We start from the raw sequence: 21,418 nt of genomic DNA on the forward strand, positions 1-21,418 counted from the left end.
GTGAGCGCGAAGCGAACGAAGATTGTCATCTCCGCGAGTGTCGTCCTGGCGCTGGCTCTGCTAGCAGGTGCTGCCTACGCCTTCGACCTTCCCCCTTTCAAGAAGACCGGAGACATCGAGGCAGCGGATGTCTGCTCAACGTTCGGTGACACCCCGGGGGCCGCAACCGCATTGAAGGCCGTTCTCCCCGAGAGATCCTCCTACTCGTTCCGGAACGATCTCCCTGATCCTCGGAGGGATCAGATGGACAGCTCCTTCTTGAGGGCATGTTTCGTATATGGGGACGGTCAGCAACTCATGTATGCGGAAGCCGAGATGATGGAGTACGACGACACGGACGACTGGCTGGAGGAAGAAGTCGCACAACGCGACTCCGTGTCCTCGCTGACCCCCTTCAAAGCCGGTGTCAAAGCCGTCGCCTCCGACAAGGTCGCCGCCATCTATCTCCCCTGCACCGCGAAAGCCATCGGCCGTCACCACTTGAGCGTCGCCGTCAACCTCAAAGAGCAGGGAAGCGCCAGCCCATCATCGCTGCGCGAGAATCTGATCGATCTGGTCAAGAACGCCGCGGTCTCTGCTCATAAGAAGGCACGCTGTGAGCTGCCGTCCAAAGTGAGTTTCTGACCGGGGGCACCTCGGCAAGTAGGGTGCGTACACGGTTCGTTCGCACGTCAGAAAGGTTTCCATCAGCATGACCGAGGCACGGGACACCGAGGCACGCGCTCAGGCCGAGGAGGACGTCAAGGCGCGTAAGGAGCGGGAGAAGAACGAGCTGTACGCCCTCGACATCTCCGGGGTGGAGTGGCACAGCGCGCCCGGAACGGAGGAGCACGAGGAACGGGTGGAGATCGCCTATCTGCCGGGGGGTGCCGTCGCCATGCGGTCGTCGCTGGACCCGGAGACGGTGCTGCGTTACACGGAGGCCGAGTGGCGGGCGTTCGTGCTGGGGGCGCGGGACGGGGAGTTCGATCTGGAGCCGGCGCCGCACAACGGTGGACCGGCGACGGAATAACGGAACAGACGGGTGAGGGGTGGGCACCTCCCGCGCGTACCCACCCCCTTGTCGTTGGGCTACCTCACAGGAAGTAGCTCGCGCCCTTGAGGTCACCGCCGCGGTAGTCGCCACCCGCGTTCCCGATCACCTTGACGACGGCGCCGAGCGCCTCGCGGATGCCCTTGGCGTGCATGTCCCACTGTTCGTGCTGGGCCTTGAAGGCCCCGTGGGCCTCGCCCTCCCAGCTCGCGGCGATCCTGTCCACGTCCGCCTTCAGCGCCTCGACCTGGTCCCCGAACTGCCGGGCAAGGTCGTGGAGTTCGGTGGTGAGGGCGTCCAGCGTGCCGTACTTGACGGCAAGATCCTGGTAGTCGCCATTGACGCTTGTCATGACTGCTCTGTCTCCTCGATGGATCGGACTGCGGTCCGTTGAGCGGAGGCGGTCACAGCTCAGTAGCTGCTGAGCGCCGAGGTCTTGCCACCCAGGTCCTGCACGTCGATCTGGGCGATGTCCTGGCGGAGCTGGTCCTCCAGCTTGTCCTTGTCCTTGCGGTTGAGGTTGACGCCCTCAAGGAACTTCTCCAGCACACGACCGAGACCGGCAACATGGTCGTTGATCTGCGTCTGCTTGCTGTTGAAGGAAGCCGCGCCCTGGCCCGTCCAGTTCTTCTCGATCATGTCGATCGTCCCCTGGAGACGACCGAGAAGCTTCCTGACGTCGTCGTACCGCGCGACGATCTTCTGCTCCAGGAGCCAGACCTCGTCACTACTGAGCTTCCGCCCGTCGGCCGCCATATGCCGCACTCCCTTTCGTGAACCCGTGGCCTTACGCCACTACTCGAAGACCTTCAGTCAGGCCGCGTCACTCGGTGGACCACTGTAGTCAATGTGCAAAACGGGGCCAACTGAAGTCGGTGATAAACAAGTTGCGAAGCAGTCGGGCAGCGCGTGAGCGACCTGGGAGAGCTGTCGACGCGGGTATCCGGCGCGCCTGCCTCGTGGAAAGTTTGCGACCACAAAACCGCGGCTCGACCCGTGGAGAGCACGGCGCCGGCGACGGTCGCCGCTCGGGTCGGCGGAGCGGGATCCTGGCTCACTCGGGGGTGCCTCGTCGGGCGCGGCGGCGCACATCACGTGTCACGACGGCGGTACCGGCGATGAGCGCGGCCAGGACCACGGTGGAGCCCAGGGCGTAGGTGGCGTACCGCTCGCTGCGTTCCTGCGGGGTCTCGCCGAGGTGGAGTTCCTCGGCGGTGGGGGCCTCCGCCTCGGTCAGTCCCTCCTGAGGGTCGGGTGACTCGATCGGCTGGTCGTCGTCCGTGAGGGCGCGGACCGGGTCCACCACTCCCCAGCCCACGCGCTGGTCGTGGCCCGCGAAGGAACGCTCGGCGGTCTGCTCGATCTGGGCGACGATCTGTGGCGCGGTCCAGTCGTTGTGCTTGGCCTTGATCAGGGCGGCGACCCCGGCGACGTACGGTGCGGAGAAGCTGGTGCCGCTGTCGGAGCAGTGCCCGCCCTTGGGGACCGTGGAGACGATGTCCACTCCCGGGGCGGCGACGCCCACGAAGTCCCCCGACTGGGAGAAGGGGGCCCGCTCGTTGTTGCGGTCCGAGGCGGCGACGGCGAGGACGCCCTCGTACGACGCGGGGTAGGTCTTCTTGTCGTCGCCGCCGAGACCGTCGTTGCCCGCCGACGCGACCACCACGATGTCCCGCGCCAGGGCCTCGTCGATCGCCCGCCGGAGCGACTCGTCCGGCTCGACCGCGTTCGCCGTGTCCTGGGAGATGTTGATGACGTGGGCTTCTTCGTCCATCGCATGGTGGATCGCCTGCACCAGCGTCTTCGTCGTGCCGTGGCCCTCGGCGTCGTTCTGCTTGATGGGGATGATGGTCGCCTCGGGGGCGAGACCGACGAAACCGGTGCCCTTGGCGGGGCGGGCGGCGATGATGCCGGCGACCCGTGTGCCGTGGCCGACCGCGTCCGTGGTGCCGTCGGCCTTGCCACGGTCGATGGGCCGGCCCTTGTCGTCCTTCTCCGGCAGGTAGTTGGCGCCGCTGGAGGCGTCGACGGCGTCCTTCAGCTGCTCGTTGCGGACGTCGACTCCCGTGTCGATGACGGCGACCCGTACGTCCTTGCCCTTCGACTGGCTCCACAGTTCGTCGAGGAGGACGCGCTGGAGGGACCAGGGGCGGCCCTCGTACGTGTTGTTGCCGAAGACGCACTGGTCGGGGGAGGCCGCGGCCGCGGGCGTCGCCGTCACCGCGCCGGTGAGGACGAGCGCGGCGGTCGTCGCGGCGGATGTGCGGACGCGTCGACCGCGAGCGGACGAGCCGGTCAATGCATGGCTTTTCTGTCGCATGGAGGACTCCCCCTCACGATCCCTGCGGCTGACGCGCGTCCGCCGTCGACAGGCGGGGGCCCGTCGGCAGGAAGACGGACCACTCGGCCGGGATCACGGCCGGGTCCAGGTCTCCGTAGCCGAGGCGGACCTGGGCGAGCTGCGCCTCGTTCTGGAGCTGCTTGCGCTCCTTCTCCGTGATGCCGATGCCCGCGTCGTCCCCGGCCCCGTCCGCGTTGGACTGCAGGGCGTAGCGCAGACCGGTGTCGGTCACCAGGAAGACGCTGCCGGCCTTGGTCTCCTCGCCCTTGAACTGGCGGTAGAGCTGACCGGAGCCGGGAGTGACGTAGGCACTGGAGGAGCCGGTGGCCAGCGTCGCGGGGAAGTCGCTGCCCGCCCATGTGCTCAAGGTGGTGGCGCCGCGGTCCTTCTCGTCGACGTCCCGCAGGACGTTGCAGACGGTGCCCCGGCCCCGGCCGGGGCCCGACGCGTCGTTGACGGCGACCGGCTTCAGGGTCGGCCACTTCCTGTCCGCCTCGAACGGCTTGCCCGGCATGATCGACCCGATGCTGACCCCGAGCGCGTCACCCCTCTGCCCGAGGGAGACCAGGTCACTGCTCGCCAGGAGCAACTCGGCGACGAACTCGGAGATGGGCGCGACCCGGTCCGGCAGCACCACGTAGTGCTGCGCCTCGTCCCCGTCGTTCGCCTTCAGGACCATGCCGACCCTTGCCTCGTCGTCCTCCAGCAGACCGGGGACGTCCGCCGGGTCACCCGGCCGGCCCTCGATCCTCGGGAACGTGATCGGGTCACCCGGGTGGAGGGTGTCGAGCCACTGCCGGCTCACCCGCTGGGGTTGGCGATGGGATCCGACGACGGTACGCACCAGTGCGTCGTCGTCGCCGTCCAGTCTGTACGCGGTGCCGCCCGCGTCCACGACGTAGCGGATGCCGTCCGGGTCCACCACGTTCAGGAGTTCGCCGCCGCGCAGCCTGTTCCGGCCCTCGGTCCTGTTCATGTCGCGGGAGGCGAGGACGAACGCCGCCTTCTGGATGGCCCTGCCGCCAGGACCCGGCCGTTCACAGACCGCCCACCGCTTCTTCGCGCCCGCCTCCTCGGCGGAGGGCAGCCGGTCGGGGGCGTACGGGATGCCGATCGTCACGCCGTGCGGGATGTCGCCCCTGTCGAGGATGGACTCGTCGACGGTGACGACCTCACCCTTTCCGGTGGCGAGCAGCAGCCTGGCGGAGGCCATGTTGAGGACGGGATGGAGCTGGGTCTTCCTGCCGGCCCCGCTCTCGGTCTCCAGGACGACGTACCGGGTGGTGGACTTGCTGGCGATGATCACCTTCTCGCCGGGCTCGTCCCAGCCTTCCGGTGCCGTCGGCTTGAACATCCCCCACGCCCCGAAGGCGGCGACGATGACGACTCCGACGATGGTGCCCGGCAGGACGGCCCGCAGCGGGCGCGGGGCTCCCTCGTCCGAACCGTCGGGGGACGACTGGAGGAAGGACGCGAGCATACGGCGCTTCGCGAAGGTGTAGGCGTTGAGCTGGTCCCGCCGAGATGCCATGTGTGCCTGAATCTCCCCGTGTCTCGCCCTGATTGGCGCTCGGGGGTCACCGTCCCCCGCCCTCCGTCGTCAGACCGGCCCCCTACTATGCCTGGTACCGGGACGGCACTGTGGAGCGGGTAGGGTACCTGGATCTTCCCGGAGCCTGTGTGCCGGGGAAATTCCGGAGAGTTGTGGGCAGAACGGGGGGATGGAGTGAGGATTTCCGGAGCGCGGACCCGGTCGCGTGACCGGTCCCGGACACGGGTCTCCCCAGCCCCCGCGCCGCACCCTGCGAGGCAGCCGTCGGCGCCCGGTGCGACACCCACCCCATCCGTCGCGGTGCAACCGAGGCCCCGCGCTCGGCAGTCGGGGGCGTTCCGGTTGCAACGGATCGTTCTGCTGGAGATCGCCGTCGCGGTCCTGCTGGTCGCCTTGGTCGTGGGCCCCCTTGCCCTGATTCCCGCGGCCGTCGTCGCCGTCCTGCTCGTCCTCCTCGCCGTCGCCCGCCGCCGAGGGCGCTCGCTGCCCGAATGGCTGGCCACGGCAAGGGCGTTGAAGGCACGGCAGAAGAAGGCGGCGGCCTCGGTGATTCGGCCGGGGACCGAGCCCGGCCTCGCGCCCGCCGTCGAATGCGACCCGAGTCTGCGGACGTACGCGTACAGCGGCCGGGAGCGTCGGCCGGTCGGCATCATCGGGGACGGCACCTTCGTCACAGCCGTCCTCCAGGTCGAGGCGGACGTGACGGCGCTGCGCGCCGAGCGGAGCCGGCAGCCGCTGCCGTTGGGGCTGGTGCGGGACGCGCTGGAGGTCGACGGCATCCGGCTGGAGAGTGCCCAGGTCGTCCTGCACACCCAGCCGGCGCCCGCGATACAGCTTCCCCGGCAGTCGGTCGCCGTCAGCAACTACGCGCCGCTGCAGGCCCAGACGGGCGCACCAGCGGTCCGCATCACCTGGATCGCCCTGAAGCTCGACCCTGAACTCTGCCCGGAGGCCGTCGCCATGCGCGGGGGCGGACTCGTGGGGGCCCAGAAAAGCGTCGTACGGGTCGCCGACCACCTGGCGAGCCGGCTGACCGGTGCCGGATTCCGGGCGACCGTGCTCGACGAAGAGGAACTGATCGCCGCCATCGCCACCTCGGCCTGCGCCAATCCGCTGGTGACGGCCGAGGCGGGCCGCACGGACACGCCGCAGCGGCGGACCGAGGAGTCCGGACGGAGCTGGCGCTGCGACAACCGGCGGCACACCACCTACTGGGTGCGGCGCTGGCCGCAGTTGGGCGGCCAGGGGCCCTCGCTCCCTCAGCTCGTGGGCGCGCTGACGGCCGTGCCCGCGCTCGCCACCACCTTCAGTCTGACCATGGCGCGCGGGGACCGGCAGGATGTGACGCTCACCGGTCACCTACGGGTGACCGGACGCGGCGACGACGAACTCGTGGCCGCCCGGCACGCGTTGGAGCACGCCGCCCGGGAGGCCGGCGCCGGGCTCGCGCGGCTCGACCGCGAGCAGTTGCCGGGTGTGCTCGCCACTCTGCCTCTCGGAGGTGCCCGGTGACGGCCTTGACCGGTACCGGTTCGCAGCCGGGTTCCTATCCGCAGGGTTCGTATCCGCCGGCTTCGCCGACCGGTTCACCGTCCGGTCGGCCCTCGACCGGGCCGTCCGTCGGGGAACGTGTGCGTGAGCGGGTGCGTTCCGGTCTCGGTCTCATCGGGCCCCGGCACGGGCGGCACGCGCTCTCCGTCGAGCAGGTCGACTCGCTCGCGCTGCCCATCGGGGACGACGGGGTCGTCATAGGGGTGGACGCCGAGGGACAGCCCGCCGTGCTGGGCGTCAACCGGCCCACGCCGTACGACGTCGTCCTCATCGGCGGCCTGTGGACCGCACAGGTCCTTGCGCTGCGCGCGGCGGCGACGGGGGCGCGCGTCGCCGTGGAGACCGGGCGGGCGCAGTTGTGGATGCAGATGGTGCACGCCATGGGCGGTGGGCAGAACGGCATGACCGTGTACGACGTGGGCCGGGTGCCCCCTCAGGGTGCCTCGGCGGGCAACCCCGTCCTGGTCGTGCGTGACTGCGGAATGCGGCCGCCGCGCGGTCGAGTGGTCTCCGGGCCCTGGCAGTCGGTGCTGACGCTGCTGCCGTATCTCAGCCCGGTCGCCCCGCGGCTCATCCGCCAGGCGCGGCTCGTCGGCGTACAGCGGGTCTCGCCGGACGAGGCCGCCGAGCTGGGGCGCACGATGGCGTTGCCCCGGGCGGACGTTGAGTCGCTGCCGACGCTCGCCGACGGCGTCACGCTGTGGTGCGCGGACCGCGACCGGCAGTACGTGATGACCCAGCCGACCGACGCGGAGACGGGGTTGCTGGGTACGCCCCGGCGGATGGACTGAGGCCGGGCGCCCGGTCGTTGGGGATGGGGACGTCACCTCGGGGCGGGATGTGACGGAACGGGCGGGCACGGAGGGGCGGACGGGCCTGCCGTCGTCACGCTCGTGGTGATTAGGCTGGGACCGGGGGCGCACACCACGACGTTCAGGACGACACGGCTCGAACGACGAGAACGGTCGGCCCCGGTACGACTTTGAGGGTGCTCGACCACACCAGGAGGAACTGTGAACAGCGATCGGGACGGGATGCGCGGGGGCTGGGCCACACCCGGCGATGACCAGTCCGACGCGGAGTCCGCCATCGAGACGACGGGCGAGTTCACCATCGACTACGCGCCGCCTGCCTGGTACACGCAGAACGCCTCGTCGCAAGGGGCCGGATCGGATCCGGCGACTGGCACGGACGCGGGGGCGGGTGCGGGAGCAGCCGCCCCGACGGCCGGTTCGGCCACACCTCCGGCGGCCCCGCCGGCCGGCCCGCCCGTCGACCCGGCGGGTACGGCGTCGGGCGGCGTTTATCCGCCGCCGTGGCCCCCGGTGGCCGCCGCGCCCGCTCCGGGTCAGCCCCCCGCCCCGGCTCCCGCTCAGACCGACACCGACACCGGTGACATCGAGAGCGGCGCGACCATGCGGATCTCCGCCGCCGCGCTGAAGCGTGACATCGCGCAGGTGGCCGCGACCGAGGCGGCTGCCGCCGCGAACAGCGGGGGTGGCCCTGCCCCCGCCGGGGGTGCGGAGGCCGCCGCGGGCGCACAGGCCGGACCCGACGCGGGTTCGGGCGTCGGTGCGGGTCCCGACGCCGGTTCCGGCGGTGAGGCGCCGGCCGAGGGCTCCGAGCCGCCCGGGCCTGAGGCGCAGGGGCCGGCATCCGAGGGAGCGGACACGGGCGCGGGCGCGCCCGGGGCCGAGGGCACGATCGGCGACGGTGCGGGTGGCCTGGGCGGCGACCATGGCGCCGAGGGGACCGCGGAGAGCGGTTCCTCGCCCGGCGACCAGGTTCAGAGCGCGGTTCAGGCCCCGGACACGGTTCAGGGCCAGGCCCAGGAGGATGTCGCCCGCGAGGCCGACGCCGACGCCGGTCCGACCGAGCGGCCCGCGGATAGCGGCCCGGCCGATGTGGTGGAACACCAGACCGAGCAGGACGGCGTGAGCGCCGAGGGCTCGCCGGATGCCGACGCATCCGGCGAGGACGACCCGAGTGGTGTGACCGCCGGGGGCTCGACGGCCGCCGGCGCATCCGGCGATACCGGAGCCGCGGAAGGCGACCGGCGCGGCGACACCGTCGCCCCTGCCCCCGCCTCGGCCGCGGCCGAGCCGACGGATGCCGTCCCGCAGGACACCGCCCCACAGGCAGCCACGCCGGACGTCGACGCGCCCGCAGACGCCGCCGCCGACACCGTGGACGCCGAGGGCGCCGCCCCGCAGGACGGTCCGGCGCCCCAGGACGCACCTCCCGCGCCCGCCTCTCCGGACGCCTCCGGTGCCGTACCGCGGACTCCTCCCGCCTGGACTCCCCCGCCGGGCCCGCAGGGAGGGCTGCCGCCGCTGCCGCCCGCGTATCAGCCCGCCGCACCCGCCCCGGCCGCGCAGTGGCCGGCGTCCGCCCCGTCGGCCCCGGCCACACAGGCGTTTCCCGAGGCCCCGGACCCGGCGCAGCCGTCGGTCCCGCAGCAGCCGTCTCCTCCGCAGGTCCCGCAGGGGGCGCCCGCGGCGTGGGGCGACGCGGCCGGTGCCGCACCGGGGGCAGCCGGTACGCCGGGAACCCCGGACGCGCCCTCCGCCCCGGGGACACCGGGCGCACCCTACGCTCCGGGCACCCCGGGTGCGCCGACCCCTCCGCAGGCCCCCAACGACGCCCCGCCCCCGGCGGGTTACGGCTTCCCGCAGCCCTCGTCCCAGCCCGGCCAGCCCCCCGCCGGCTACGGCTTCCCCCAGCCCCCCTCCCAGCCCGGCCAGCCCCCCGCCGGCTACGGCTTCCCCCAGCCCCCCTCCCAGCCCGGTCAGCCCCCCGCCGGCTATGGCTTCCCCCAGCCGCCGGCCCCTCCCGTACAGCCGGGGCAACCCGGCCCGCCCGGCGCCCCCGCGCCCGCCGCGCCCCCGGCGCAGCCCGCCCCGGGTTACGGCTTCCCTCAGCCACCGGCCCACCCAGGCACCCCGAGCGCCTCCGGCGACCCGCACACTCCGGCCGCCCCGCCCGCTCCGAACACCCCGCAGCCCCCGGCCCCGCCCGCGGGTTACGGCTTCCCCCAGCCCGGCGGTCCCAGCGCTCCCGGCGGCCCCGGCGGTACCGCTGCGGCCCCCGGCGCGCCCGGCACACCGGGCACCCCCGGCGTACCCCAGAGCGGGTACGGCTTCCCCCAACCCGGTGGGCCCGACCAGCCCGGTGGTCCCGGCCAGCCGCACGCCCCGATCCCCGGCCAGCCCGGTCCGGCAGGCTACGGCTTCCCTCAACCCCCGGCCCAGACCGGCCAGCCCGGCACCCCGGGCCACCCCGGTCACCCCGCCCAGCCCGGGCAGTTCGGCCACCCCGGCATCCCTGCCCAACCCGGCCCCCCGCAGGCCGCCGCGGGCAACCCCGCTCCCGTCGACCCCCGTGCCGGCACCGCCTGGCCGCAGCCGGTGCAGCACGACCACCGGCAGCCGACCAACCCCGGTGTGGCGCCGCTCGGTTACACGGCGGCGGTGGAGCTGTCCTCCGACCGGCTGCTCAACAACAAGAAGCAGAAGACGAAGAGCAGCCGTCCGACGGGCGGTGGCGGGCGGTTCAAGCTCGGCGGCAAGAAGGAGGAGGCCGAGAGGCAGCGGAAGCTGGAGCTGATCAGGACCCCCGTCCTGTCCTGCTACCGCATCGCGGTCATCAGCCTCAAGGGCGGCGTCGGCAAGACCACGACCACCACCGCCCTCGGCTCCACGCTCGCCAGCGAACGACAGGACAAGATCCTCGCGATCGACGCCAACCCGGACGCGGGCACGCTCGGCCGCCGGGTCCGCCGCGAGACCGGCGCGACCATCCGTGACCTGGTCCAGGCGATCCCGTACCTCAACTCGTACATGGACATCCGGCGGTTCACCTCCCAGGCCCCGTCGGGGCTGGAGATCATCGCCAACGACGTCGACCCGGCCGTCTCCACGACGTTCAACGACGAGGACTACCGGCGCGCGATCGACGTGCTCGGCAAGCAGTACCCGATCATCCTCACCGACTCGGGTACGGGTCTGCTCTACAGCGCGATGCGCGGGGTGCTGGACCTCGCCGACCAGCTCATCATCATCTCGACGCCGTCCGTGGACGGCGCGAGCAGCGCCAGCACGACACTGGACTGGCTCTCCGCGCACGGCTACCAGGACCTGGTGGCACGGTCCATCACGGTCATCTCCGGTGTGCGCGAGACGGGAAAGATGATCAAGGTGGAGGACATCGTCCACCACTTCGAGACGCGCTGTCGCGGCGTCGTGGTCATTCCGTTCGACGAACACCTGGCGGCGGGTGCGGAGTTGGACCTCGACATGATGCGGCCGAAGGTGCGGGAGGCGTACTTCACGCTCGCCGCGATGGTCGCCGAGGACATCGCACGGCACCAGCAGTCGCACGGGCTGTGGACGTCCGACGGCAACCCGCCGCCGGTGGCCGCCCCGCCGCTGCCGGGCCAGCCGTACCCGCCACAGCAGGGACAGCCCTATCCCGCTCAGCCGTACCCCGGTCAGCCCTATCCGGGCCAGGCCCCCCAGCCGGGCCGGCAGCCCCAGCCCGGCCAGCCGCTCTACGGCCACCCGGCTCCGGGCCAGCCGTACCCGCCCCAGCCGGGGGGCCAGACCCCTCCGCCGGCCGCACCCCCACAGCAGTAGCAGAGCAACAACAGGGCAAAACCGGAAGGCCCGCACCGTCCCTCACGGTGCGGGCCTTCCCGTCATGCCTGCCCTGTGTCCTGTATGCCTGCCCTGTGTCCGGTCAGACCGAGGAGGGGACTACGCCCCCTCGTACGCACCGATCAGCTCGCGGCACTTCTTGACGTCCTCCGCCATCGCCACGAGCAGCGCCTCCAACGAGTCGAACTTCGCCTGGCCGCGCACGAACGCGAGGAAGTCGACGGCGACATGGAGTCCGTACAGATCGAGGCCGACGCGGTCGATCGCATACGCCTCGACCGTGCGTTCCGTGCCGTCGAACTGCGGGTTCGTGCCGACGGAGATCGCGGCCGGCATGGCCTCGCCCTCGACGTGCAGCCAGCCTGCGTAGACGCCGTCGGCGGGGATCGCGGTGTGCGGGAGGGTCTCGACGTTGGCCGTGGGGAAGCCCAGCTCGCGGCCGCGCTGGGCGCCGCGTACGACAACGCCCTCGACGCGGTGGGGGCGCCCGAGGATCTCCCGTGCGCCCTCGACGTCGCCCTCGGCGATCAGCCGTCGGGTCAGCGTGGACGAGAAGGGCTCGCCGCCGCCCGCCTCACCCGTCACGTACAGGTCGACGACCTCGACCTCGAAGTCGTACGTCTTGCCCTGGTCGGCGAGGAACACCACGTCGCCGGCCGCCTTGTGGCCGAAGCGGAAGTTGGGGCCCTCGACCACGGCCTTGGCGTGCAGCTTGTCGACCAGGACCTTGACCACGAAGTCGGCCGGCGACAGCCGTGAGAACTCCGTCGTGAAGGGCAGGACCAGGACCGCGTCGACGCCCAGCTCGGCCATCAGTTCGGCTCGCCGGTGGTGCGGGGCGAGCAGCGGCGGGTGGGTACCGGGGCGCACCACCTCGCTGGGGTGCGGGTCGAAGGTGACGACGACGGAGGGAACACCCAGCTCGCGAGCGCGTTCCACGGCGTGCCGGAGGATGAGCTGGTGCCCGCGGTGCACCCCGTCGTAGGAACCGATGGTGACGACGCTGCGCCCCCAGTCCTCGGGGATGTCCTCCAAGCCACGCCAGCGCTGCACTGTGACCGCTCCTCGTCGAACCTGTGTCCGTGGTTGCCTCTACGCAGGTCTAAGGGTGCCATGCCCGCAGCCGTCGTCCCGCATCGGCATCCGGCCTGTGACCGGGAGCACGGTGGAGACACCCGTCTCGGGCGGGCACCCTCGCCCCCGGCTCCCCCGGCTCCCCCGCCAGGTTCTCGATCATCCGTCGGGTGCTCGGCCGCACCACCGCCCATTCGTGCGGTGTGAGCTGAGCCAGCCCGCCACCAGCTCCGCGAAGCCCGGGATGTGGCGGGGGCGGTGCGGCGGAGCAGCTCACGGTCGGCGGGCGCGTGGGGCGCCGCCCGCAGCCCGTACTCCAGCGCCGCCACCCGCCGCGCCGGACGCGCGTCGTGCGCCGGCCCACGCCCCGGCACAGCGCCGACGGCTCCTCCTCGGCCAGTACGGCGAGCAGCTCGTCCCCGCGCCGGTACGCGCAGTCCACGAGCGTCTCCGTCAGGTTGCCGAGGGCGCCCCCCGGCGGTTGTACGGCTCCCGGTCGTACCTGTGTTCCGACGGTAGGCAAGCGAAGATCAGCAGGAGAGAGCGCTCGGCGAACGCGCCCCCTTCCGCTCCCTCGGTTCACTCCGAGCGCCTGCTCGAAGGGGTGAATGGACGTGAGCGGGTGGATACACCTCTGGGTGGGGGAACCGAGGGGGGACCGTGGAGCGGCGGGAACAGCAACCCCGTGACCGTCGCTCCACACTCCTCGGAAGGCGCTGCCCGCGCCTCAGCCGAAGACCGCCAGGCTCTTGGCCTTGCCCTTCACGTTCTCCACCAGGGCCAGGAAGCGGCCGTCGGCGTCGAAGACCGCCACCGGCCCGGCCTCGGCGTACTCCTCCGGCATCTCCAGGCGCACACCGTTCAGCAGCAGCCGGGCCCGCTTGGTGTCCACGTCCCAGCGGGGGAACGCGGCGGCGGCCGCCTCGGCGATCGGCATCACGGTCAGCTCCTCCTGGAGCTGGTCGAGGGTCCGGGCCGAGTCCAGCTTGTACGGCCCGACGCGGGTGCGGCGCAGTGCGGTGAGGTGACCGCCGACACCGAGGTCGGCGCCCAGGTCGCGGGCGAGGGCCCGGATGTACGTCCCGGAGGAGCACACCACCGACACCACCAGGTCGAGGACGGGGGTGCCGTCCTCGGCGACGGCGTCGCGGATGTCGTACACGGCGAAGGAGGAGACGGTGACGGGCCGGGCGGGGATGTCGAAGTCCTCGCCGTCCCTGGCGCGCTTGTACGAGCGCACGCCGTTGATCTTGATGGCGCTGACCTTGGACGGCACCTGCATGATGTCGCCGGACAGTTTGGCGATCCCGGCGTCGACGGCGTCGCGGGTGACCTTCGACGCGTCGACCGACGCCGTGATCTCGCCCTCGGCGTCGTCGGTGACGGTGGTCTGCCCGAGCCGGATGGTGCCCAGGTACTCCTTCTCGGTGAGCGCGAGATGGCCGAGGAGCTTGGTGGCCTTCTCCACGCCGAGGACGAGCACGCCCGTGGCCATGGGGTCCAGGGTGCCCGCGTGCCCGACCCGGCGGGTCCGTGCGATGCCCCGCATCTTGGCCACGACGTCGTGCGAAGTGAAGCCCGACGGCTTGTCGACGATGACAAGTCCGTCGGGCGTGGTGGTCTTCTGGCGCTGGGTCATTCGGCGGCGTCGTCCTCGTCGTCGCCCGGCTTCCGGTACGGGTCGGCCTCACCGGCGTACTGCGCTCCCGACGCGCTCTCACGCACCTTGGCGTCCGAGGCGCGCGCCTTGTCGAGGAGGTCGTCGATGGTCCGGGCGGTGTCGGGAAGGGCGTCGGCCACGAAGGTGAGGGTCGGCGTGAACTTCACGCCGGCGGCTCGGCCGACCTCGGAGCGGAGGATGCCCTTGGCGCTCTCCAGCCCCGCGGCGGCGGCCTTCCGCTCCTCCTCGTCCCCGTACACCGTGTAGAAGACGGTCGCCTCCCGCAGGTCCCCGGTGACCCGGGTGTCCGTGATGGTGACGTGTGAGCCGAGCCGCGGGTCCTTGATCCCACGCAGCAGCTTCTGGGCCACCACCTCTCGGATGAGGTCCGCCAGCCTCTTGGCGCGCGCGTTGTCGGCCACTGGTCCGTCTCCTAGCTCGTTCTGCGTTACCGCTGTTTCCTGAATTGTCTGCGATCCGGCTCCGCGACCGGTCTAGTCGTCGTCGCCGTGCAGCCGCCGTCTGACCGAGAGCAGTTCCACCTCGGGACGACCGGCGACCAGCCGCTCGCACCGGTCCAGCACGTCGGTCAGATGTCCCGTGTCACCGGAGACCACCGCCAGCCCGATGACGGCCCGGCGGTGGAGATCCATATGGTCGACCTCCGCCACGCTCACCGCGAACTTCCGCTGGAGCTCGGCCACGATCGGGCGGACGACGGAACGCTTCTCCTTCAGCGACCGTACGTCGCCGAGCAGGAGGTCGAAGGACAGAGTCCCCACGTACATGTGTGTAGCCGGTTAACCCGCCGGGCCGGGGTAGATGGCCTGCGCCGTGTCCGGGCAGGAACATCAGAACCGTACCCCGAACCTGCTGTGCGGCTCGACGGGATATCGGGCGCCCAGTGGGTCGGGGGTGCGGGTGCGTTGGCGGGGGGTGCGGGTGGGTGGGGGCTGTTCGCGCAGTTCCCCGCGCCCCTGAAGGTTTGGGCCTGCGGCCCACCTCCATATGAAAAGCACAGGGCGCAGCCCGTGCTTTTCAGGGGCGCGGGGAACTGCGCGACAAGCCACATCCGACCGGCAGTCTCACGACAACCGATCCACCCCCCTCTTCTCAAAGAAGGGGGCCCGGGGGCGGCAGCCCCCGGAAAACGGCCACACCGGCCGGCGGTGCCCACGCACCCCCGGCCGGCATGAACCTCGGGCTTACGCCCGCGGCTTCTCGCGCATCTCGTACGTCGCGATGACGTCGTCCACCTTGATGTCGTTGAAGTTTCCGAGGTTGATACCACCCTCGAAGCCCTCGCGGATCTCGGTGACGTCGTCCTTGAAGCGACGCAGGCCCTCGATGTTGAGGTTCTCCGCGACGACCTTGCCGTCGCGGATGAGGCGGGCCTTGGTGTTCCGCTTGACCTCGCCGGAGCGGATGAGAACACCCGCGATGTTGCCCAGCTTGGACGACTTGAAGACCTCGCGGATCTCCGCCGTACCGAGCTCGACCTCTTCGTACTCCGGCTTGAGCATGCCCTTGAGGGCCGCCTCGATCTCCTCGATCGCCTGGTAGATGACCGAGTAGTAGCGGACGTCCACACCCTCGCGCTCGGCCATCTGCTGCGCACGCCCGGCGGCGCGCACGTTGAAGCCGATCACGATGGCGTCGGAGCCCATCGCCAGGTCGATGTCGGACTCCGTGACCGCACCGACGCCGCGGTGCAGGACGCGGATGTCGACCTCTTCGCCGACGTCCAGCTGGAGCAGGGACGACTCCAGGGCCTCGACGGAACCAGAAGCGTCACCCTTGATGATGAGGTTGAGCTGCTGGACCTCGCCGGCCTTGAGCACCTTGTCCAGGTCCTCGAGGGAGACACGGCGCGTGCGCTTGGCGAACGCGGCGTTGCGCTCACGGGCGGCGCGCTTCTCGGCGATCTGACGGGCCGTACGGTCCTCGTCCACGACGATGAAGTTGTCGCCCGCACCCGGGACGTTGGTGAGACCCAGGACCTGCACCGGCGTCGACGGGCCCGCCTCGAGCACGTTGTTGCCGTTGTCGTCGTGCATGGCACGGACGCGGCCGTACGCGTCGCCGACCACCATCGTGTCGCCGACCCGCAGCGTGCCTCGCTGGACGAGGACCGTCGCCACGGCACCGCGGCCGCGGTCGAGGCGGGACTCGATGGAGATGCCCTGCGCGTCCTGCTTCGGGTTGGCCCGCAGGTCGAGCGAGGCGTCGGCGGTCAGGATGACCGCTTCCAGCAGCGAGTCGATGTGCAGACCCTGCTTGGCGGAGATGTCGACGAACATCGTGTCGCCGCCGTACTCCTCGGCCACCAGGCCGTACTCGGTCAGCTGACCGCGCACCTTGGTCGGGTCCGCGCCCTCGACGTCGATCTTGTTGACCGCGACGACGATCGGGACCTCGGCCGCCTTGGCGTGGTTGAGCGCCTCGACCGTCTGCGGCATGACGCCGTCGTTGGCCGCGACGACCAGGATCGCGATGTCCGTCGACCGGGCACCACGGGCACGCATGGCGGTGAACGCCTCGTGACCCGGGGTGTCGATGAAGGTGATCTTGCGCTCTTCGTCGTTGACCTCGGTCGCCACCTGGTAGGCACCGATGTGCTGGGTGATGCCGCCGGCCTCGCCCGCGATGACGTTCGTCTTGCGGATGGCGTCGAGCAGTCGGGTCTTACCGTGGTCGACGTGACCCATGACGGTGACGACCGGCGGGCGGACGACCAGGTCGTCCTCGTCGCCCTCGTCCTCGCCGAACTCCAGGTCGAAGGACTCGAGCAGCTCGCGGTCCTCCTCCTCCGGGCTGACGATCTGAACCGTGTAGTTCATCTCGTCGGCGAGGAGCTGGAGCGTCTCGTCGGAGACGGACTGGGTCGCGGTGACCATCTCGCCGAGGTTCATCATGACCGCGACGAGCGACGCCGGGTTGGCGTTGATCTTCTCCGCGAAGTCGGTGAGCGACGCACCGCGCGACAGGCGAATGGACTCGCCGTTGCCGCGAGGCAGCATCACGCCGCCGACCGACGGGGCCTGCATGGCCTCGTACTCCTGGCGCCTCTGCCGCTTCGACTTGCGGCCACGGCGAGCCGGACCGCCGGGACGGCCGAAGGCGCCCTGCGTGCCACCACGGGCACCCGGACCACCGGGACGGCCACCGAAGCCGGGACGACCGCCGCCACCCGCACCCGGACCACCGGGACGACCGGCGAAGCCGCCGCCACCACCGGGAGCACCGGGACGACCGGCGAAACCGCCGCCGCCACCACCGGGACGGCCGGCGAAGCCGCCGCCACCCGGACGACCGGCGCCGCCACCGGGACGACCGCCGCCACCGGGACCACGGCCACCGGGACCGCCGCCACCGGGGCGCGGGCCGGCAGCGGGACGCTGCGGCATCATGCCGGGGTTCGGACGCGGGCCGCCGGGGCCACCGCCGGGACGGGGACCGCCCTGCGGACGCGGCATGCCACCCGGCGTCGGACGGGGACCGCCCGGAGCCTGGGGACGCGGACCGCCACCGGCAGCACCCTGCGGACGGGGGGCCTGGCCGGGAGCCTGCGGACGCGGACCGGGGGCACCGGGGCCACCGGGACGCGGCGCACCGCCGGGACGGGGCGCCTGCGGGCGGCCCATACCGGTGGAGCCACCGGAGGTGAAGGGGTTGTTACCCGGACGCGGACCCGCCGGACGGGCGCCGCCGGGCTTGGGCGCACCGGCACCGCCGGGACGCTGACCGCCGGGGCGGGGGGCCTGACGCTCCTGGCCGGGGCCGGAGGGACGCTGCTGGCCACCGGGGCGCGGAGCACCCGGGCCGGGACGGGAGCCCGGACGCGGGGACGGGGCGGCCGGAGCCGACGGAGGCGCCTGGAACTCGGGCACGCTCGGAGCCGGGGAGGCCGGAGCGGGCTTCGGCGTCGGCGGCTTCGGGCCGGGCACGGGACGCGGACCCGGGGTCGGGGCCGCGGGCCTCTCCGCGGCGGGCGGCTTCGGAGCCGCCGGACCCGGACGCGGGGCAGCCGGACGGGCGGCCTGCGCGGGAGAGGGGGCCGCCGGACGTGCCGGGGCCTTGCGCGGGGCGGGCTTGCCGCCACCGCTGCCCTGCTGGAGGGCGTCAGTCAGCTTGCGTACTACAGGCGCCTCGATCGTCGAGGACGCCGAACGGACGAATTCACCGAGCTCTTGGAGCTTGGCCATGACGACCTTGCTCTCAACCCCGAACTCCTTGGCGAGTTCGTATACCCGGACCTTAGCCACTTCGCTCCTTTTAGGTCCGGGTTGACGCCGGACCGTCGCTACTTCATGGGCGTACTCATCGCGTGCTCATCGAGTGCTCATCGCAATCTCGACCTACTTCCAACTCGCGGGGTACCAGGGCCGCACGGGGGTTCCATGCGACGCGTCTTACTGTGTTGCCTGCTCGACGGTGCGGCGCAACGCCGCGGTGTCGAGCGGTCCCGGGGCACGGAGCGCCCGTGGGAACGCCCGGCGGCGAACCGCCAGGTCGAGACAGACCAGGGCGGGGTGGATGTACGCACCCCGGCCGGGCAGCGTACCGCGATGATCGGGGACGCATTCGTCCTCGATCGCCACGACTCGCAGCAGCAGGGTCTTGGCCGCTCGCTGCCTGCAGCCCACACAGGTGCGCTCAGGGCATGCGCGGGCATGCGTCCGGCCAGACACTGCTAAGTCTACCTCCCCGTACCGACCTCACCCCCGTGGGGCAAGAATCGAACAGTTGCCGCGCTATAACTGACGTGATCTAAGCGACCTGCGGCTTGGATCTATTCCCGATCATGCGCCGACCGCTCCTGTGGGGCTACGCGGACGGCTGCTCGGTGTCCGGACGGATGTCGATGCGCCAGCCGGTGAGACGGGCGGCCAGGCGGGCGTTCTGGCCCTCCTTGCCGATCGCCAGCGACAGCTGGTAGTCGGGGACCGTGACCCGCGCGGAGCGGGCCGCGAGGTCCACCACCTCGACCTTGGAGACCCGGGCCGGGGAGAGGGCGTTGGCGACCATCTCGGCCGGGTCGTCGGACCAGTCGACGATGTCGATCTTCTCGCCGTTCAGCTCGCCCATGACATTGCGCACCCGCCCGCCCATGGGGCCGATGCAGGCGCCCTTGGCGTTCAGGCCCGAACGGGTGGACCTGACGGCGATCTTCGTACGGTGACCGGCCTCACGTGCGATGGCGGCGATCTCGACGGACCCGTCGGCGATCTCCGGCACCTCCAGGGCGAAGAGCTTCTTCACCAGATTGGGGTGCGTACGCGAAAGGGTGACGGACGGACCGCGTACACCCTTCGCCACCCGGACGACGTACGACCGGAGCCGCATGCCGTGCGGGTAGGTCTCACCCGGGACCTGCTCCTGCACGGGCAGGATGGCCTCCAGCTTGCCGATGTCGACGAGCACGTTCTTCGGGTCGCGGCCCTGCTGGACCACACCGGTGACGATGTCGCCCTCACGGCCGGCGTACTCGCCGAGCGTCGCGTCGTCCTCCGCGTCCCGCAGACGCTGGAGGATCACCTGCTTGGCGGTGGTGGCGGCGATACGGCCGAAGTCCGACGGGGTGTCGTCGAACTCGCGCGCCTCCTGCCCCTCCTCCAGGTCCTCGGGGTCCTCCTTCGCCCACACGGTCACATGGCCGGTCTCCCGGTTGAGCTCCACGCGCGCGTGGCGGCGGCTTCCCTCGGTGCGGTGGTAGGCGATGAGGAGGGCCGCCTCGATCGCCTCGACGAGCAGGTCGAAGGAGATCTCCTTCTCCCGTACCAAGCCCCTGAGGGCACTCATGTCGATGTCCACGGCTACGCCTCCTCCTCTTCCTTCATGTCCTTCTTGTCCTTGCGGTTGAACTCGACCTGGACGCGGGCCCTGTCGATCTCGTCGAAGGCGATCCTGCGGGTGGTGGCCTTGCGGCCCTTCACTCCGGGCACCTCGAGGTCGAGGCCGTCGTCGTCCACGGTCAGGATTCTGGCGATCAGTTCCCCGCCCTCGCGGAGTTGGAACTTCACCAACCGGTCCACGGCCCTGCGGTAGTGGCGGTGCTCGGTGAGGGCACGCTCGGCGCCCGGCGTGCCGACCTCCAGGGTGTACTCCGCCTGGCCCATCGCGTCCGTCTCGTCCAGCTTGGCCGAGAGTGCGCGGCTGACGTCGGCGACCGCGTCCAGATCGGCGCCCTCGTCCGAGTCGACGACCACACGCAGCACCCGCTTGCGGCCGACCGCGTCCACGGCGATCTCTTCGAGGTCCAGACCCTGGGAGCGTACGAGGGGTTCCAGCAGCTCTCGCAGCCTCTCGCTCTGGGTGGTGCTCATCCGGGTGACTCCTCGGCCGCGTGTGCTGTTGTGGGTAGGGCGCGTGTCAGGTCAAAGGGTAGCCGCTCCGCCGGGGTGTTGCCGTCCACCTGCCCGTTCGGGCGACGCGGTCCGTTGGCGCGTGCGGGTTGTCCGCGGCCGGTCGCGCGGTTCCCCGCGCCCCTCGCGTGGCGTGGCCGGGTAACGTGATCGCACCGCTCTTTTGTTCGTACGACCCCCCTTAGGACGTCTGCTGTGTCGTTCAGCCTGCCGTCGCGCGCCCAGTCGGGGCCGCGCAGAAGGAGTTTGCTCGCCGGGGCCGCGGGTCTGGGCCTGCTCGTGGGGTGCTCGGCCGGGGGTGAGGGGCCGAATGAGGCCGGGGGGAGTCCGTCGGCGGCGGAGCAGGCGCGGGCTCGGGCGGCTCGGGACAGCGAGGCTCTCGTGGAGCGGTACGACGCCGTCATCGCCGCCCACCCGGACCTGGCCGGACTGCTGACGCCGCTGCGGGCGGAGGCCGTACGCCACGCTGAGGCGTTCGGTGGCGGGAAGCGCTCGGCGAAGCCGTCCGCTTCCCCCTCGCCGTCGGCGTCCGCCTCGCCCTCCGGCGAGCCCGACCCGGTGCCGGCCGAACCGAAGGCCGCACTCGCCGGGCTGGCGGCCGCCGAGCGGAAGCTCGCCGACCGGCGGGGCAGGGCGTTGCTGGAGGTGCCGGGCGAGCTGGCCCGGCTGATGGCGTCGGTGGCCGCGGCGGGGGCCGGGCACGCGTACGTGTTGACGGAGGGTGCGAAGTGAACGGCGCGGAGCTGAAGGCGATGCAGGCGGCGCTCGGAGCCGAGCACGCCGCCGTGTACGGCTACGGGATCGTCGGCGGGAAGATCGGTGACGCGCGGAAGGGCGAGGCACGGGAGGCGTACGACGCCCACCGGGCCCGGCGCGACTTCCTCACGCGGGCCGTACGGGACCTCGACGGCAGGCCCGAGGCATCGGCCGCCGCCTACGCCCTGCCGTTCCCGGTGACGGACGCGGACTCCGCCGTACGGCTCGCCGTTGAGCTGGAGGAGCGGGTGGCCGGGGTGTACTCCGACCTGGTGCGGGCGGCGACGGGCCGCCGGCGGGCCTCGGCGGCCGAGGCACTGCGGGAAGCGGCGGTGCGGGCGGTCAGGTGGCGCGGCCGAAGCGTAGCCTTCCCTGGTCTCGCCGAGCGGGCGGCCGGTGCCACCGCGTCGGCGGCACCGCGCACCTGATCA

19 protein-coding genes and 1 pseudogene are annotated in these 21,418 nt (G+C 71.7%); 7 read left to right on the plus strand and 13 right to left on the minus strand.

All coding sequences use genetic code 11. From position 1 onward, the window contains the following. Together AC067N_RS19485 and AC067N_RS19490 are read left to right on the plus strand one after the other, a co-directional pair. Entirely contained in the window at positions 1 to 624 is a 624-nt protein-coding gene (locus tag AC067N_RS19485) for a hypothetical protein (protein WP_478680141.1), read from the plus strand. A gap of 67 nt (positions 625 to 691) precedes the next feature. Then, positions 692 to 1,012, plus strand: coding sequence for a DUF397 domain-containing protein (locus tag AC067N_RS19490; RefSeq protein ID WP_478680142.1), 321 nt, complete (start codon positions 692 to 694; stop codon positions 1,010 to 1,012). A gap of 64 nt (positions 1,013 to 1,076) precedes the next feature. Here AC067N_RS19490 and AC067N_RS19495 read toward each other — a convergent pair whose 3' ends face one another. From AC067N_RS19495 to eccB, 4 genes are all read right to left on the minus strand, one after another. Next, positions 1,077 to 1,385, minus strand: coding sequence for a WXG100 family type VII secretion target (locus AC067N_RS19495; protein ID WP_478680143.1), 309 nt, complete (start codon positions 1,383 to 1,385; stop codon positions 1,077 to 1,079). Between the two features lie 59 nt (positions 1,386 to 1,444). Then, entirely contained in the window at positions 1,445 to 1,789 is a 345-nt protein-coding gene (locus AC067N_RS19500) for a WXG100 family type VII secretion target (protein WP_478680144.1), read from the minus strand. Between the two features lie 298 nt (positions 1,790 to 2,087). Then, positions 2,088 to 3,353, minus strand: a complete 1,266-nt coding sequence (gene mycP, locus AC067N_RS19505) for a type VII secretion-associated serine protease mycosin (protein ID WP_478680145.1) — start codon at positions 3,351 to 3,353, stop codon at positions 2,088 to 2,090. A gap of 13 nt (positions 3,354 to 3,366) precedes the next feature. Beyond that, the gene (gene eccB, locus AC067N_RS19510) at positions 3,367 to 4,905 is read right to left on the minus strand and encodes a type VII secretion protein EccB (protein WP_478680146.1); all 1,539 of its coding nucleotides are present in this window, start codon (positions 4,903 to 4,905) and stop codon (positions 3,367 to 3,369) included. A gap of 195 nt (positions 4,906 to 5,100) precedes the next feature. Between eccB and eccE the strand changes: the two genes are divergently transcribed. The 3 genes from eccE to AC067N_RS19525 all read left to right on the plus strand — a co-directional run bounded on the left by eccE (position 5,101) and on the right by AC067N_RS19525 (position 11,111). Further along, positions 5,101 to 6,438 (plus strand): type VII secretion protein EccE, encoded by a 1,338-nt coding sequence (eccE, locus tag AC067N_RS19515; RefSeq protein ID WP_478680147.1) that lies wholly within the window; start codon positions 5,101 to 5,103, stop codon positions 6,436 to 6,438. Further along, positions 6,435 to 7,268, plus strand: a complete 834-nt coding sequence (locus AC067N_RS19520) for a hypothetical protein (RefSeq protein ID WP_478680148.1) — start codon at positions 6,435 to 6,437, stop codon at positions 7,266 to 7,268. The genes eccE and AC067N_RS19520 overlap by 4 nt, the downstream gene beginning before the upstream one ends. Before the next feature lie 222 nt (positions 7,269 to 7,490). Further along, positions 7,491 to 11,111 carry an SCO5717 family growth-regulating ATPase gene (locus tag AC067N_RS19525; protein ID WP_478680149.1) on the plus strand — a complete coding sequence of 1,207 codons (3,621 nt, stop codon included), beginning with the start codon at positions 7,491 to 7,493 and terminating at the stop codon, positions 11,109 to 11,111. Positions 11,112 to 11,231: 120 nt separating this feature from the next. Here the strand turns inward: AC067N_RS19525 and AC067N_RS19530 are convergent, their stop codons facing one another. The 9 genes and pseudogenes from AC067N_RS19530 to rimP all read right to left on the minus strand — a co-directional run bounded on the left by AC067N_RS19530 (position 11,232) and on the right by rimP (position 20,192). Next, the gene (locus tag AC067N_RS19530; protein ID WP_478680150.1) at positions 11,232 to 12,185 is read right to left on the minus strand and encodes a bifunctional riboflavin kinase/FAD synthetase; all 954 of its coding nucleotides are present in this window, start codon (positions 12,183 to 12,185) and stop codon (positions 11,232 to 11,234) included. 269 nt (positions 12,186 to 12,454) lie between these two features. Continuing rightward, positions 12,455 to 12,675, minus strand: a pseudogene (locus AC067N_RS19535) (hypothetical protein); the annotation flags it as partial. A 258-nt stretch (positions 12,676 to 12,933) separates the two neighbouring features. Then, positions 12,934 to 13,845 (minus strand): tRNA pseudouridine(55) synthase TruB, encoded by a 912-nt coding sequence (gene truB / locus AC067N_RS19540; protein ID WP_478680151.1) that lies wholly within the window; start codon positions 13,843 to 13,845, stop codon positions 12,934 to 12,936. Then, the gene (gene rbfA / locus AC067N_RS19545) at positions 13,842 to 14,288 is read right to left on the minus strand and encodes a 30S ribosome-binding factor RbfA (RefSeq protein ID WP_478680152.1); all 447 of its coding nucleotides are present in this window, start codon (positions 14,286 to 14,288) and stop codon (positions 13,842 to 13,844) included. The genes truB and rbfA overlap by 4 nt, the downstream gene beginning before the upstream one ends. 72 nt (positions 14,289 to 14,360) lie before the next feature. Beyond that, positions 14,361 to 14,654, minus strand: a complete 294-nt coding sequence (locus tag AC067N_RS19550) for a DUF503 domain-containing protein (protein WP_055543214.1) — start codon at positions 14,652 to 14,654, stop codon at positions 14,361 to 14,363. A gap of 417 nt (positions 14,655 to 15,071) precedes the next feature. Further along, entirely contained in the window at positions 15,072 to 18,131 is a 3,060-nt protein-coding gene (gene infB, locus AC067N_RS19555; RefSeq protein ID WP_478680153.1) for a translation initiation factor IF-2, read from the minus strand. Positions 18,132 to 18,278: 147 nt separating this feature from the next. Continuing rightward, on the minus strand, positions 18,279 to 18,557 hold the full coding sequence (locus AC067N_RS19560; protein ID WP_478680154.1) for a YlxR family protein: 279 nt from the start codon (positions 18,555 to 18,557) through the stop codon (positions 18,279 to 18,281). Between the two features lie 136 nt (positions 18,558 to 18,693). Then, positions 18,694 to 19,680: a transcription termination factor NusA gene (nusA, locus tag AC067N_RS19565; protein WP_478680155.1), complete on the minus strand. Its 987-nt coding sequence runs from the start codon at positions 19,678 to 19,680 to the stop codon at positions 18,694 to 18,696. A 2-nt stretch (positions 19,681 to 19,682) separates the two neighbouring features. Further along, complete coding sequence (gene rimP / locus AC067N_RS19570) at positions 19,683 to 20,192, minus strand: ribosome maturation factor RimP (protein ID WP_478680156.1); 510 nt, start codon at positions 20,190 to 20,192, stop codon at positions 19,683 to 19,685. A 285-nt stretch (positions 20,193 to 20,477) separates the two neighbouring features. Between rimP and AC067N_RS19575 the strand changes: the two genes are divergently transcribed. Both AC067N_RS19575 and AC067N_RS19580 read left to right on the plus strand, forming a co-directional pair. Continuing rightward, positions 20,478 to 20,963 carry a hypothetical protein gene (locus tag AC067N_RS19575; protein ID WP_478680372.1) on the plus strand — a complete coding sequence of 162 codons (486 nt, stop codon included), beginning with the start codon at positions 20,478 to 20,480 and terminating at the stop codon, positions 20,961 to 20,963. Continuing rightward, positions 20,960 to 21,415 carry a ferritin-like domain-containing protein gene (locus AC067N_RS19580; protein ID WP_478680157.1) on the plus strand — a complete coding sequence of 152 codons (456 nt, stop codon included), beginning with the start codon at positions 20,960 to 20,962 and terminating at the stop codon, positions 21,413 to 21,415. Before AC067N_RS19575 ends, AC067N_RS19580 begins: the two co-directional genes overlap by 4 nt. Positions 21,416 to 21,418 lie beyond the last annotated feature (3 nt).

This window comes from Streptomyces sp. NPDC042364, assembly GCF_056437585.1.

What these genes read in the sequence shown, in the direction of transcription:
- AC067N_RS19490 (WP_478680142.1), top strand. Translation starts at nt 692, where the DNA reads ATGACCGAGGCACGGGACACCGAGGCACGCGCTCAGGCCGAGGAGGAC.
- AC067N_RS19495 (WP_478680143.1), bottom strand. Translation starts at nt 1,385, where the DNA reads ATGACAAGCGTCAATGGCGACTACCAGGATCTTGCCGTCAAGTACGGC.
- AC067N_RS19500 (WP_478680144.1), bottom strand. Translation starts at nt 1,789, where the DNA reads ATGGCGGCCGACGGGCGGAAGCTCAGTAGTGACGAGGTCTGGCTCCTG.
- mycP (WP_478680145.1), bottom strand. Translation starts at nt 3,353, where the DNA reads ATGCGACAGAAAAGCCATGCATTGACCGGCTCGTCCGCTCGCGGTCGA.
- eccB (WP_478680146.1), bottom strand. Translation starts at nt 4,905, where the DNA reads ATGGCATCTCGGCGGGACCAGCTCAACGCCTACACCTTCGCGAAGCGC.
- truB (WP_478680151.1), bottom strand. Translation starts at nt 13,845, where the DNA reads ATGACCCAGCGCCAGAAGACCACCACGCCCGACGGACTTGTCATCGTC.
- AC067N_RS19550 (WP_055543214.1), bottom strand. Translation starts at nt 14,654, where the DNA reads ATGTACGTGGGGACTCTGTCCTTCGACCTCCTGCTCGGCGACGTACGG.
- rimP (WP_478680156.1), bottom strand. Translation starts at nt 20,192, where the DNA reads ATGAGCACCACCCAGAGCGAGAGGCTGCGAGAGCTGCTGGAACCCCTC.